At 57.2% G+C, this 14,332-nt stretch carries 12 protein-coding genes; 9 read left to right on the top strand and 3 right to left on the bottom strand.

Features of this window, described 5'->3' with window-relative positions:
• Window positions 1-73: 73 nt before the first annotated feature.
• Complete coding sequence (locus AC07U5_RS05150; RefSeq protein ID WP_494722465.1) at window positions 74-2,002, bottom strand: methyl-accepting chemotaxis protein; 1,929 nt, start codon at window positions 2,000-2,002, stop codon at window positions 74-76.
• Between the two features lie 210 nt (window positions 2,003-2,212).
• On the bottom strand, window positions 2,213-4,069 hold the full coding sequence (locus AC07U5_RS05145; RefSeq protein ID WP_494722464.1) for an ABC transporter ATP-binding protein: 1,857 nt from the start codon (window positions 4,067-4,069) through the stop codon (window positions 2,213-2,215).
• A 415-nt stretch (window positions 4,070-4,484) separates the two neighbouring features.
• On the opposite strand from AC07U5_RS05145, the gene AC07U5_RS05140 reads away from it, so the two are divergent.
• Window positions 4,485-4,946, top strand: coding sequence for a tRNA (cytidine(34)-2'-O)-methyltransferase (locus AC07U5_RS05140; protein WP_494722463.1), 462 nt, complete (start codon window positions 4,485-4,487; stop codon window positions 4,944-4,946).
• Window positions 4,947-5,136: 190 nt separating this feature from the next.
• A complete protein-coding gene (locus tag AC07U5_RS05135; RefSeq protein WP_062440261.1) occupies window positions 5,137-6,789 on the top strand; it encodes a Na/Pi cotransporter family protein in 1,653 nt (550 codons plus the stop codon).
• Window positions 6,790-6,969: 180 nt separating this feature from the next.
• Here the strand turns inward: AC07U5_RS05135 and AC07U5_RS05130 are convergent, their stop codons facing one another.
• On the bottom strand, window positions 6,970-7,245 hold the full coding sequence (locus AC07U5_RS05130; protein WP_062440259.1) for a hypothetical protein: 276 nt from the start codon (window positions 7,243-7,245) through the stop codon (window positions 6,970-6,972).
• A 186-nt stretch (window positions 7,246-7,431) separates the two neighbouring features.
• On the opposite strand from AC07U5_RS05130, the gene hemF reads away from it, so the two are divergent.
• The 7 genes from hemF (at window position 7,432) to AC07U5_RS05095 (ending at window position 14,317) form a co-directional block, all read left to right on the top strand.
• A complete protein-coding gene (gene hemF / locus AC07U5_RS05125) occupies window positions 7,432-8,343 on the top strand; it encodes an oxygen-dependent coproporphyrinogen oxidase (protein ID WP_494722462.1) in 912 nt (303 codons plus the stop codon).
• A gap of 131 nt (window positions 8,344-8,474) precedes the next feature.
• Window positions 8,475-8,741, top strand: a complete 267-nt coding sequence (locus tag AC07U5_RS05120) for a hypothetical protein (RefSeq protein ID WP_062426375.1) — start codon at window positions 8,475-8,477, stop codon at window positions 8,739-8,741.
• A 140-nt stretch (window positions 8,742-8,881) separates the two neighbouring features.
• A complete protein-coding gene (locus AC07U5_RS05115) occupies window positions 8,882-9,613 on the top strand; it encodes a helix-turn-helix transcriptional regulator (RefSeq protein ID WP_236769628.1) in 732 nt (243 codons plus the stop codon).
• Between the two features lie 446 nt (window positions 9,614-10,059).
• A complete protein-coding gene (locus AC07U5_RS05110; protein ID WP_494722461.1) occupies window positions 10,060-11,853 on the top strand; it encodes a methyl-accepting chemotaxis protein in 1,794 nt (597 codons plus the stop codon).
• Complete coding sequence (locus tag AC07U5_RS05105; RefSeq protein WP_274102023.1) at window positions 11,853-12,323, top strand: chemotaxis protein CheW; 471 nt, start codon at window positions 11,853-11,855, stop codon at window positions 12,321-12,323. Before AC07U5_RS05110 ends, AC07U5_RS05105 begins: the two co-directional genes overlap by 1 nt.
• Window positions 12,324-12,458: 135 nt before the next feature.
• Window positions 12,459-13,991: a putative bifunctional diguanylate cyclase/phosphodiesterase gene (locus AC07U5_RS05100; RefSeq protein WP_494722460.1), complete on the top strand. Its 1,533-nt coding sequence runs from the start codon at window positions 12,459-12,461 to the stop codon at window positions 13,989-13,991.
• A 137-nt stretch (window positions 13,992-14,128) separates the two neighbouring features.
• Window positions 14,129-14,317, top strand: coding sequence for a DUF1059 domain-containing protein (locus AC07U5_RS05095; RefSeq protein WP_062440243.1), 189 nt, complete (start codon window positions 14,129-14,131; stop codon window positions 14,315-14,317).
• Window positions 14,318-14,332 lie beyond the last annotated feature (15 nt).

Genomic DNA, 14,332 nt, shown 5'->3' with positions numbered 1-14,332 from the left:
CAGAAGGCACCATCTGTAATGAAAAAAGGCGGGAGATGTTCCCGCCCTTAGGATTGATCGGCACGCGACAGGGTCAGAACTCCGTCCAGTTGTCCTCCGCAACCGCCACCGCCGCAGAACCCCTCCCCGTGAAGGCTGAGGCAAGTCGCTGGCCCATCGCGCGGGCAGGCGAGCGTTGTGTCTGCTGGTTGGATGCCTGGACCGGCTGGGAGACGGGCCGGGCCACAGCCCCCTCTTCCAGCTTGAACTGCGAGAGAAGCGCCATCAGCGAAGCCGCCTGCGTTGCAAGGCCATAGGTCGCAGCACTCGACTGTTCCACCATAGACGCATTCTGCTGCGTGCCCTGATCCATCTGGTTGACGGCCGAGTTGATCTCAGAAAGCCCTGTGGACTGTTCGCGGGCAGAGGCAACGACGGCTGCCACGTTCCGGTTGATCTCCTGAACCTCCGCCACGATCGCTTCAAGCGCCTGTCCCGTTTCGCCAACCAGCGTCACGCCGTCACGCACCTGCTCGCCGGATTTGGTGATCAAGGTCTTGATTTCCTTCGCCGCACTTGCCGAGCGCTGGGCGAGCTCGCGCACTTCCTGAGCAACGACGGCAAAGCCCTTGCCCGCCTCGCCCGCACGTGCTGCCTCCACGCCTGCGTTAAGCGCCAGCAGATTGGTCTGGAATGCAATGTCGTCGATCACGCCGATAATGTTGCTGATCGCATTCGACGAGTTCTGGATTTCGGTCATGGCGGTCACGGCTTTACGCACGACCTCGCCGGATCGTTCGGCACCGGCCCTGGTCTTCGCCACCAGTTCACCGGCATCACCCGCCTTGACGGCGGAATCCCTGACCGCCGTCGTCACCTGTTCAAGCGCTGCGGCGGTTTCCTCGACCGATGCGGCCTGCTGTTCGGTGCGTCTGGAAAGATCGTCGGTTGCCGAGCGGATCTCATTGGCGCCAGCATCGATCATTCGCGCATTTTCACCGACCGAGCGAAGTGCTGCCTGCAGCTTTTCGACCGAGTCGTTGAAGTTCAGCCGCACGCCATCCAACTGGTTGACGAAGGGCGTTTCGAGCCGGAAGGTCATGTCGCCATCGGCAAGGTGCTTCAGACCATCGGCAAGACCGTCCACCGCAAAGGTCACGTCCGCCGCCTCCTTCGCCTTCTGCTTCTCGCGCGCCACCCGCTCCTGTTCGCTGAGACTGCGATTGGCTTCCGCTTCCCGCTCAAGTCGCTCACGCTCCAGCGCATTGGCGCGGAAGACGCAGACGGCGGCAGCCATTTCACCGATCTCGTCGCTGCGCTGTCCGTGGGGAATGTCCCTTGTGGTATCGCCCGCCGCAAGCGCATTCATCGCCCCGGTAATGTCGGTGATCGGCCTCGCAATCCGGAAGAGCGACAGAAGCGCCGCGCCAATCGCAATGATGCTCACCGCAATGAGAGCCGTCATCGTGGCTTCCAGAGCAAAGTCCGAGGCATCTTTCAGATGCTGATGGGACTGAGCCGTCAGAACCTTGTTCGCGGCAATCAGCGCATTGATGGCCTTGGTCGACGCATCCGCCGCCGGAGTCATCCGCGCGGTCCTGAGCGCCATCGCGTCATCCACTTTAGAGGCGGCAAGGAGGCTGACGAATTCGCTGCCCGCCTTCTCGTAATCGCCGACAGCCGCTGAAAGCGCCTCGAAGACGTGCTTTATCTCGGGAACGGCCACTGTCGAACCATAAGCGTCGAAGGACGCCTGCCGCGCTACGATCGCGGCCTGAAGCGGTACGGAGGCCTTTTGGACATCGTCAGGCGTTTTGGCACTGAGAAGAACGACATATTCCCGGCGAACGTCGCCGAAGCTTCGGTCCATATCGCCGATGAGAAGTGTGCGCTCAAGCCGGTTCGCCAGCTGTGTGCCCTCCTCTTTCATGATGCTCATGGAATAGATTGCCAGCCCGCCCTGGATCGCCCCCAAGACAATCAACAGCGTGAAGAGTGCAGGCAAAAGAAGTTTAATTTTCATTTTGAACAAGCGCATGGCACCCCCAATAGTAGAATAGATATCCGAAAACGAACCGTTTCAACTACTATTACGAGTGATTCTTAAAGATAATGTTATTGATAAGTATCAAGAAACGAGAAGACACTTCAAAAAATAAGGTCCCCACATGATGATGCGGGGACCCGATACTTCAGTATACTGATTATGCCGGACTCAAGTTATAGAGACTTCCTATTCGCCCGCTGCTTTCATCTCCGGCTCCTCGTCGGCAATAAAGCCACCGGACTGGCGCTGCCACAGATCGGCATAGATGCCGCCATGGGCCACCAGTTCGGAATGCGTTCCGGCCTCGACGATCTTGCCCTTGTCGAGAATGATCAATCGATCCATCTCGGTCAGTGTCGAAAGCCGATGCGCGATCGCAATCACCGTCTTGCCTTCCATCAGCGCAAACAGGTTTTCCTGGATGGCCTGCTCGACTTCCGAGTCCAGCGCCGAGGTCGCCTCGTCGAGAATGAGGATTGGCGCATTCTTCAGGAACACACGCGCAATCGCGATACGCTGACGCTGACCACCGGAAAGCTTGACGCCGCGCTCGCCAACCTGCGCATCGAGCGCGTGGCGGCCATGCATGTCCACCAGCGTTTCGATGAAGTCCCAGGCATTGGCACGCTTGGCCGCAGCGATGATCTCCTCGTCGCTTGCACCCGGATGACCATAGGCGATGTTGTCGCGAATGGAGCGGTGCAAAAGCGAGGTATCCTGCGTCACCACGCCGATCAGGCTGCGAAGACTGTCCTGCGACACGTGCGAGATGTCCTGCCCGTCAATGGTGATCCTGCCGCCCTCCAGATCGTAGAAGCGCAACAGAAGGTTCATCAGCGTCGTCTTGCCGGCACCGGAGCGCCCGACGAGACCGACCTTTTCACCCGCCTTGATATCCATGGTCAGACCATCGATGACACCCTTGTTCTTTCCATAGTGGAAACGAATGTCGTCGAACAGGATCGCACCCTTGTGTGCGCTTAAGCTCGGTGCGTCTGCGGCATCGACGATATCGTGCGGCTTGGTCATCATCGACATGCCGTCATAAACGGTGCCGATGTTTTCAAACAGCGCGGTCACTTCCCACATGATCCACTGCGACATGCCGTTGACGCGCATGGCAAGGCTGATGGCAATGGCGACCGAACCAGCGGTGACCGAGCCCTGCATCCAGAAGTAAAGACCAAGGCTCGCCGTCGAGAACATGACGATCGCATTGTTGATGTCGATCAGCATGTTGAAGCCGGAAATCTTGCGCATCTGGCGGTGAACGGTTCCAAGGAACACGCCCATGCCCTCACGCGCATAAACCTCCTCGCGCCCCGCATGCGAGAACAGCTTGATGGTGGAGATGTTCGTGTAGCTATCCACGATACGGCCCGTCATCATCGAACGCGCATCCGCCTGTTCCTGCGCCAACCGGCCAAGCTTTGGCACGAAATAGGTCAGGATACACAGATAGATGCCGAGCCACGCGAGCAAGGGAATGACCAGGCGCCAGTCGGCGGCCGCCACCATGAATAGCATCGAAATGACGAAGCTGATCGCGTAGACGAAAACATCGATGATCTTCAACGCCACTTCGCGGATGGCGAGCGCCGTCTGCATGACCTTTGTCGAAACGCGCCCTGCAAACTCATTGGCGAAGAAGGTCATGGAGTGGCGCAGCAGATACCGGTGCATCCGCCAGCGCGCGATCATGCCGAAATTGCCGGCCAGCGTCTGGTGCATGGTCATGGTGTGGATCGAGCCCATCAATGGCAAGCCGATCAGAACCAGCGCACCCATGCCGACAAGATGCCAGCCCTCATCCGCAAAGAAGGTCTCGCGGTTGGCGGTGGAGAGCCAATCGACGATGCTTCCAAGAAACTTGTAGAGCATGGCTTCTGCAATCGCGATGCCCATGGACATCAGACCAAGCAGAAGAAGCCATGGCCATGCCGGCTTCACGTAGTGCCACATGAAGGCAATCAGCGTCTTCGGCGGTGTCGACGGCGTGGACGAAGGAAATGGATCGAGTCGTTTTTCAAACCAGCCAAACATGAGGCTAAGCTCCGAATAGAATACCCCGAAGGAACATGCGCAATGGACATGAAGCGCCACTGCCAGAACGGGAAAACACATGGAACGCGGCCGTAACAGCCACATGACGAAATTTTAAATCGGAAAAATGCGGGAGACCCGCAAAGACACACCTAGGCCTGAAGCGGCACTACAAAGGCCGGGAGGCGATATCGATTGTGCTGATCCATCTGAACCTCCTGTGGCTGGTGTTGAAGATGAGGCCTTGTAGCTCAAAATATAATCATTGACCAGATGTAAACAGCTGCACATCCAAGATTGTGTCGTGCAATCGCCAGGTTGTGGTGTTTGAGTGACATCAAGGTCGCCCTTTGACTGGTCATCAAGAGCCCTCCATGCTAACCGCCTCGACCTCGTCGAAAACAGGAACACCATCATGTCCAACATCAGGATCGCCCTTTATCAGCCGGATATTCCGGGCAATACCGGCACGATCCTGCGGCTTGCCGCCTGTCTTGGCGCCGGCGTCGACATCATCGAGCCAGCGGGCTTCGATATATCCGACCGCAACCTGAAGCGCGCGGGCATGGATTACGTCGCCTCAGCCGCACTCGTTCGCCATGTCAACTGGGAGCGGTTCGAGGAGTGGCGCGCCACAACCGGACGGCGCCTGGTCCTGGCGTCCACAAAGGCTGCCCTGCCCTATACGAAGGTGGAGTACCGACCGGACGATATCCTGCTCTTTGGTCGGGAGAGCGCCGGGGTACCAGACCACGTGCATGACAAGGCGGATGAGCGGGTTCTGATCCCGATGGTCGAAGGCCAACGTTCGATCAACGTCGCCATGTCGGCGGCAATGATCACCGGCGAAGTTCTTCGTCAAACATTTTGGCCATAAATTTCTGGAAATTCTGAAAAGATTGTTTCAGAAACCTCTGTACCACTGAACTTTTCGTCCCTATGTTGGTTAGCCAACGAAAGATTTCCCGCTCGATTTCTTCCTGCCCGCCGCATCCGCTCGGCGACGAAGACCTCGTGCAAGGCTATTCTTCGATCATGACCGAATAGACGGAAAGGAGTGGCCGCTCATGGAATCCACCATCGTTATCGTCAATTTGCTCGGAGCGGTCGCGCTGCTGCTGTTCGGTCTGACGCAGGTCAAGGATGGCGTCACGCGTGCCTTCGGGCTGAAGCTCAGAACCATTCTCGCCACCAGCACCCGCAACGGGCCCCGCTCCTTCGTCTCGGGCTTCTTCGCGACCATCGCGCTCCAGAGTTCGACCGCGACAGCACTCACCGTCGCCTCCTTTGCCGAGCGTGATCTGATCCGCCCGCGCATGGCGCAGATCGTTCTTCTCGGCGCCAATGTCGGCACCGCCGTCACCGCCTGGATTTTCGCAACCGGTGTGGCATGGCTGTCGCCGCTCCTCATTCTGTCCGGCATCGTGCTGCGCAAGGGCAACTCCAACGCCCGCCAGGGCGGCGGCACGGCCCTCGTCGGTGTCGGCCTAATGCTGCTCTCGCTGCATCTTCTGAGCAACGCCACCGAGCCGATGCGCGCATCACCCGCGCTCGGCGCCTTCATCGGCCTGCTCGACGATGCCTGGCCGGTGGCGCTGCTTCTGTCGGCAGCCATGGCGTTCTTCTCCTCTTCCAGCCTTGCGATGGTCGTGCTGATCCTGTCGCTGGCTTCGGCCGGCATTCTGTCGACGGGGCTCATCATCGTTCTCGTTCTTGGCGCCAATCTCGGCGGCGCGATCCCGCCGGTCATTGCCACGATGAGCGGCCCTGCTGCGGCGCGGCGCATCACCCTCGGCAATCTCGTTATCCGCGCCATCGGCTGCGCCATCGCCATGCCGCTTGCCTCTTATGGCGCGATCGCGCTGCAACAACTGCCGCTGTCTGAAAGCATGCTGCCGGTGGATGCGCATCTGATCTTCAACATTCTGCTGACGATCGTTGCATGGCCGCTCTCAGGCTTCGTGTCCGACTTGATGGCAAAGGTGGTGCCGAGCGACGTGCAGAGCGACGATGGCCCACGCTTTCTTGATAAGGATGCGCTCGATACGCCGGTCGTCGCACTGGCCAATGCCACGCGCGAAGTTCTGGTCATCGGCGATACGATAGAGCGTATGCTGATCCGCGCTGAAAACGCCTTCAAGCACAACGATCTCGCACCGCTTGCCGAAATCGCAATGCTGGAAAAGAAGGTAGACCAGCTACAGCAGGAGGTGAAGATCTACCTCTCGCAGCTTGGCCGCAAGGGACTGGACGAAAACGATGCCCGCCGTTCGATCACGGTCATCGACTACGCCATCAATCTCGAACATATGGGCGACATCATCGAGAAAGGTTTGTGCGAGCAGATCCGCAAGAAGATCCTGAACGGCTTCAAGTTCTCCGATGAAGGCTATGACGAGTTGAAGACGCTCTTCGACATGACCATCGAGAACCTGCGCGCCGCCCAAAGCATCTTCGTGACCGGCGACCTGTCGCTTGCCCGGCGACTGATGGAGATCAAGATCGATATCCGCCGCCTCGAAAAGCGCTCCTCAGGCCGTCATCTGGAACGCCTGCGCGACGGCTTGATGGAGAGCCTGCAGACCAGCTCGCTGCATCTCGACATGCTGCGAGACCTGAAGCGTATCAACGCCCATATCGTCTCGGTCGCGCATCCCATTCTGGATGAAAGCGGCATTCTGGGCGAGAGCCGTCTACGCACCGCCGAGACGCGGGCGTAAGGGTTTACCGGCGAGGTTCTTGGCGGGCTCTGCCATCCGCGCTACCCATCATCGTCATCCTCGGGCTTGACGCGAGGATCCATCTTTATCCAACGATTTCAGGAGGGTGTGAATCCTCGGGTCAAGCCCGAGGATGACGGCAGTGAGTGTGGACAGTCCCGGCAAAACAGCGCCCGCCCCTCAATCGGCAGACGGCAAACGCCGCATGGTGAACTCGATCTGGTCGCCTTCCAGCTGCCGCCAGCTTTCCACTTCCGTCCAGTAAGCGGCCTTTGGATATTCCTCGAACCATTCTTTCGCCTTGGCGCGGGCTTCTGCCCGCGTCATGCAGAATGTCTGGCGCACGAACATGCCGCTTTTCTGATTTTTGGGCACGCCGCCATCGCGGTCGCGGCGGTGCGCGGCGATCCTGCGTTTCAAGCCTTCAAGCGGTGGCGGTCCGGTAAATTTCGTCATGCCAATACCTCTGATCCTCAAAAGATAGTGCGCGACTGCGCGCTTGGCGAGTCGAAATCGCATCCGCAACCCATGGCGATCACCTTTTGTTGGGACGTCATTTCCCTGCGCAAAACCGCTACACACTTCTGATGGAAATGCTCTAAATCGTCAGAACAAAATCGAATCGCATGAAGGAGACCGGATATGGAACGCCCCGTTTTGCCAAAGGGCCTGCCGGACGACATCGAGGACAAGAAGGCGATCGCCAAAGCCTGGTTCGAGAGCCTGCGAGACACGATCGTTGCCTCCTTCGAGACCATCGAGGATGAGCTTCAGGGTCCGCTCTCCGATCAGCCGCCGGGACGCTTCGTTCAGAAGAAATGGCTGCGCGATGAAGGCCAAGGCGGCGGCGGCATCATGTCGATGATGGAAGGCCGGGTGTTCGAGAAAGTCGGCGTCCACACCTCTACCGTTCATGGCGAGTTCTCGGAGGAATTCCGCAAGCAGATGCCGGGTGCCGACGAGGACCCAAGCTTCTGGGCGTCCGGCATTTCGCTGATCGCCCATCCGGTCAATCCCAATGTGCCAGCAGTGCACATGAACACACGCATGGTGGTGACGACCAGCCACTGGTTCGGTGGCGGCGCCGATCTGACGCCGGTCCTCAACCGTCGCCGCACCCAGGATGATCAGGATACGCAGCTCTTTCACCGCGTCTTCGAGATCACCTGCAACCGACACGCGGTCGCCGACTATCCGCGCTACAAGCAATGGTGCGACGAATATTTCTTCCTCAAGCATCGCAACGAGCCGCGCGGCATCGGCGGCATCTTTTTCGACTGGTTGCACGCGGATGAGGACAAGGGCGGCTGGAACGCCAATTTCGCCTTCGTGCAGGATGTCGGGCGCGCCTTCAACCTCGCCTACCCCAAGATCGTACGCGGCAATTTCAATCAGCCATGGACCGAAGAAGACCGTGACGAACAGCTGATTCGCCGTGGTCGCTACGTGGAATTCAATCTTCTCCACGATCGCGGCACAATTTTCGGCCTGAAGACCGGGGGCAATGTGGAGTCGATCCTGTCGTCCCTCCCGCCTGTCGTGCGCTGGCCTTAAAAAAATCAAGCAATCACGAAAATTTTGATCGTCCTTCGCGTGAAGTGGCGGTTTTTTGAAAAATTGACCCTATCGCAAAAATCGGGCGGTGATAGTCTTTGAGGGCTAGATGGACTGGAGGAGCTATCGTCATGATTACTTCGAACAGCATGCCCATTTCTACGGTTGACGGCAAACAGCCGCGCATCATCCCCACATCAGAACTGATCGACCGGCTGGCCACGGAAATGCGCGAGACGGGAGATCGCGAACTGCCGCTGTCGTTCTATGTCGAGCAGGTGAAGCGCAAGCTGGCCAATGAAAACGCCGCCAATGACGACAAGGTGAATGAGAAGACTGGCCCTGCCGTTGCAACGTCCTCAGTCTTTGCTTGCTGGGCTTTGCCCGAGCAGGGTTGAAGATGACCGATATTTCTGGCGCGCCTCGCTCGCAGGTGCGGCGCGTCAGGATAACACCCCTCATAGTTTCAGCTTAAAATTTCATAGAAAATTAACATCCGCACCCCAGAAACTGGATTTCTGTTTCTAGGAGTTGCGATTTGCCATATTCACGCGCGCTTGCCCCGCAGGAGTTGTTAAACGAGGCCGTTGATCTGAGGTCGGTGCCGACCCGGCGTCATGTGGCACAACATCCTTTCATGGAGAGGCTGCGCAAGGCCGTGCCGTTTGACTTCTTTGCTGTAGCGGGACTCGATTTGGACGGATATCGCTTCGGTAGCGGGTTCTCGATCGACACGGACGTGCCGCCGGCATTTCTTGATGCCTATTACGGCGACGATCTTCTGAAAGCCGACCCATTCGTTCAAGCCTCCGTAACGGCAACAGATGTCATCATCGACGAGAAGGTTTACGAGCAGGCAGCTCCACCGCAGCGGCTGATCTATCTTGCACGCACCTTCGGCGTTCTGAACCGGACGTTGTTTCCGATACGGCGTGGCGACGTTGTCTTCGGCGCAATAACCTTCTCGAGAGCGACGCCGTTCGATCAGGATGAAATCAGCTTCCTCAAGGATCAGGCGGAAGTCACGCATCGTGTGATCACGCGTCCGATCATGGAAAAGTTCTCGGCTCAGACCCTGAAACTGAGCGAGGGCGAAATCGTCTGTCTACGATATGCCAGCCTTGGCAAAACGACGGATGATATCGCGAAATCGAGCGGCTATACGCCCGATACGGTGAACAGCTATATCAAGACGGCTATTCGCAAGCTTGGCGCGGACAATCGTGTTCACGCAATTGCCGAAGCCATCCGCCGCGGTCTTATCCATTAGGGGCGGTCGCGATCTGTCAGGCTCGCTCGCCCTGACTTCAGTTCCGGCTTGATCGGACGGCCTTTTCGCGCCTCCACAGTTCTGCGCCGCCTATTTTATGTCCCTGCGTCAAACGACAGCAGCGGCCCGAAAACCGAAATCGATTTCCGGAAAGCACAGATGCGTAGATCAAAAAAGAGAGGGCATCCTTTGTGCGTTCAATAGAAAGCACAGCGCTCTATGAGTCACTTATTGGGCAAACCGCATAATTTATGAGCAGAAGCTCAATTGCGGATATTGGCATTAAGCCTTTGGCAACAATTGACCCCTAAAACTGGGGGCGACAGGACGAAAGTAGCTCTCAAAACAATTGGTCGCCCTGCCTGTATTGCGTTTAACAGCCGTGGCCAAACTGACCGAGATCGATAGGGATCAGGCACCCGAGCCTCCGGCAAATAGGGAGTGTCTTGAGAATGATGTCTTTGAGTTTCTCGAACGACGCCAAAGCCGTTTTGGCTGCAATGAGTAAATCGCAAGCGATTATCGAATTCGATATGACCGGCAAAATCCTGACGGCGAATGAGAATTTTTGTAAAGCGCTCGGCTATGAGCTGAGCGAAATCGTTGGCCAACACCACCGCATCTTCGTCGATCCGGCTGAAGCCGCCAGCGCAGATTACAGGCAATTCTGGAGCGAACTCGCCGCCGGCAGGTTCGATCGCCGCCAGTACAAACGGATCGCCAAAGGCGGAAAGGAAGTCTGGATCGAGGCATCCTACAATCCGGTGTCGCGCGGCGGCAAATTCTACAAGGTGGTCAAATTCGCAACCGACATCACCGAGCAGAAATTGAAGTCTGCCGAGGACGCAGGCAAGCTCGATGCTCTTTCCCGCTCGCAGGCCGTGATCGAGTTTACACCGACAGGGGAAATTCTGACAGCCAACCAGAACTTCCTGACGGTCCTCGGCTATCAACTGGCCGAGATTAAGGGCAAACACCACTCCATGTTCTGCGACAAGGCCTATGTCGGCAGCAACGACTACCAGAATTTCTGGGCGCGCTTATCGGCAGGAGAATTTGTCGCAGACGAGTTTCTGCGCATCGGCAAGGGTGGCAGAAAGGTTCATATCCAAGCGTCCTATAATCCGATCTTGGACATGAACGGTAACGTCTTCAAGGTGGTCAAGTTCGCGACCGATGTCACGGCTCGCGTAGACAACGTGGACTTGCTTGCGGCGGCGCTACAGAGCGTCGCGGAAGGCGATCTGACACAGCAGCTTTCAACACCCTTCCTGCCGGCGCTTGAGAAACTCCGCACGGATTTCAACATTGCGGCGTCAAAACTCTGCTCAGCAATGGAAGCGGTGTCGGAGAACGCAAGCGCCATAGCGGCCGCATCGCAGGAAATCCGATCTGCCTCTGACGATTTGTCCCGCCGGACGGAGCAGCAGGCCGCGTCCGTCGAAGAAACGGCGGCGGCTCTTGAGGAAATAACGACGACCGGTTCGGATTCCAGCCAGCGCGCGCAGGAAGCAGGGCAGCTTGTCCGCAAGACAAAGGACAATGCCGAGCGCTCCGGTCTCGTGGTTCGCCAGGCCGTCGATGCAATGGGCAAGATTGAATCCTCTGCGTCCGAAATTGCCAATATTATTGGCGTCATCGATGAAATTGCCTTTCAAACCAACCTCCTGGCATTGAATGCCGGCGTTGAAGCGGCACGCGCCGGAGACGCAGGCAAGGGTTTTGCCGTTGTCGCGCAGGAAGTTCGTGAACTTGCGCAACGCTCGGCGAAGGCCGCCAAGGAAATCAAAGGTCTGATCAGCGCCTCGAATGGACACGTCAAGAGCGGCGTGGCTCTTGTCGGCGAAACAGGAAAGGTACTGGAGGAGATCGTCGGACAGGTCGTCCACGTCGATGCGAATGTTGTCGCGATCGTCGAGGCCTCAAGGGAACAGGCGACAGGGCTTAAGGAAATCAACACGGCCGTGAATACGATTGATCAGGGCACCCAGCAAAATGCTGCCATGGTCGAAGAAACATCGGCTGCGGCCCATAGCCTTGCAAAAGAAGCGGAGGCGCTCTTCCAGCTGTTGTCTCAGTTCAAGATCGGCTCAAACGCACCCGCGCGCCGTTCGATGCCGGTGCCTGTATCAGTCGCTGCGCGTCCCGTGGCATCCCAGCCCCGGCAGATGGTGGCAAGGATATCAAACGCGTTTCAAGGCAATGCCGCGATCAAAACCGACAGTTGGGAGGAGTTCTGATGTCCAACCTTAGGCAAAACATGAACGGTCTGACGACACTCGATATCATCGCCTTCCAGCTTGGGGAGCAGACCTTCTGCATCGAAACGACCTCTGTTCGCGAGATCCGTGGATGGGCTTCCTCGACACCGCTACCGCATGCCTCGCCGGAAGTTCTCGGGATCATCAATCTCCGGGGCACGGTCATCCCGACGATCGATCTGTCGCGCAAACTCGGTATGCGCTCAGGCGAGACAACGGAAAGGAGCGCCATCGTCGTGGTAGAGGTGAGCGGCATGCCTTTAGGATTGGTGGTCGATCAGGTGACCGACATGCTGTCTGTTACCTCCGATCAATTGCAGCCGACACCGTCCGTCGCCAGCTCCTTCGATAGGTCCTGGTGCGCAGGCATCATTACCCACATATCGGGCATGATATGTTTTCTCGATCTCCACGCCATGTTTGCATCGAGTGATGCGCTGGCAGCTTGACGCGTCACCGCACGTGCCCAGGCAGAATGCCTTAACACGTCCGCAACGCATATTCGGCAATATACATAAACATTGGGAAGATGCATTCCCATACGACCGGCATGATGCCATTTCTCAGCGCGAGGCAGAAACGTCATGCCGTCCATGCATCCAAACCGTGCCGAATGGGAAGCGATCGTCTGGCTTCTCGCATTTGCGACCATCTATGGCGCTGCTATGTTTTTCAACGGCCACGAAGTTCTTGACGCGTTGTTCCGCGCTTATGAGGACTACAATCTTGACGAGATATTCACTGCGCTCAATATAGCTGGCGGGCTCGGTCTGATTTACTCGGTGCTTCGCATCAAGGACATGTCCAGGGAAATCCAACTGCGCGTAACGGCTGAGAAAAACGTAGACTGGATTGCCTGCCATGATCCGCTGACGGAGCTGCCGAACAGGAGGTTGCTGGAGATCGCCCTCTTAAAGCTTCTAACCCTATCTCACAGGCAACGAAGTGCGATCTTCAGTCTCGACCTGGACGGGTTCAAAAAGGTGAATGATCTTCTCGGCCACGAGCATGGAGACCAGGTGCTGAAGGTCGTGGCAAAACGGCTCTGTTCGATGTTCCCAGAAGACAATGTCTATCGGCTGGGTGGCGATGAATTTGTGGTGGTGGTCGAGAGAAAGGGCAATCAGGATCTGTCTGCCCTGGGAAAACGCATGGTTGTTGCGATCAGTAAACCCATAGCCATCAATGGCGCGACTGTTGAGATTGGTGCGAGCATTGGATTTGCTCGTATCCCGGAAGACAGCGCTTTCCCGGCAGAAGCCATCCAATACTCCGATTGCGCGATGTATGCGGCCAAGAAAATCGGCCGCAACATCGTCAAGGCCTTCGCGCCGGAAATGCAGGAAGAGTTGATCAAGAAAATCCAGATGGAAGCGGACCTGAAGCTTGCCATGAAGCTGGGGAAAATCCGCCCATACTATCAGCCACTGGTGGATCTGAAGACACAAGAGGTTGTTGGCTACGAGGCACTTGCCCGTTGGGAAAGAGAGCCTGGCAAATTCGTTCCTCCCTGCGAATTCATTCCTTTGGCTGAAAACGCTGGACTGATTGTCGAACTGACCGACCAGTTATTCCGCATTGCCTGCCAGGATGCGTTATCGTGGCCCCCTCACACGGTTCTGTCGTTCAATATCTCGCCAGTCCAGCTCAGCGACCAACTGCTTGGACTGCGTCTCCTCAAGGTTCTTGGCGAGGTCGGCCTTCCTGTGCATCGCCTGGAACTTGAGGTCACTGAGAGTGCTCTCATCAACGACGCCGAAACGGCGCGCCACGTTCTTGACGATCTTGTCAAATCCGGCATCAAAATCGCTCTGGATGACTTTGGGACGGGCTATTCCAGTCTTTCGCAGCTATCAAACTATCAGTTCAATAAAATCAAGATCGACAGAAAGTTTGTAGCAACATTCGAGGAAAGCGACCGGCAGGAAAAGGTCGTCCGGGCAATCATTGCGCTTGGGATCGGGCTCGGGGTCAAAATCACCGCAGAGGGCATCGAAGACGCATCACAGCTCCGGCGGCTTCAAGACCTCGGATGCGATATCGGTCAAGGCTACCTCCTTGGAAAACCTCGTCCCATCGAGGAGACGTTGGCAGTCTCTGAACGACAGATCGCTTGAGCCGATAAAGCATGGGATCAATCGGACGCACGGCGCCTCAGCCGACAACGCCAGGAACATAACCCTGTCGCGACCGTTTGAACCTCAGGCCGGTTGCAACAGTGACCCTGGCCGACAATCCATATAGGGAGGCTGTTATGAGACTTTTCGAATGTGGAACATTGGTGCCTGGTTGCGAATGGCACACCCGCGCCGACGAAGACGCAGAGGTTGTACGCCGCAGCGTCGAGCACATGCGCCAGGCCCATGGCGAAACCATCATCCGCGAAAATATGGTCGAAAACATCAAGGCCCGTATTCGCGATGAAAACCAGGTCGAAGCCTGAGCTTCGACGCGCCCG

This window comes from Agrobacterium sp. GW821-FHT02D03, from assembly GCF_059421725.1.
This window is presented reverse-complemented; position numbering and strand designations above follow the sequence as displayed.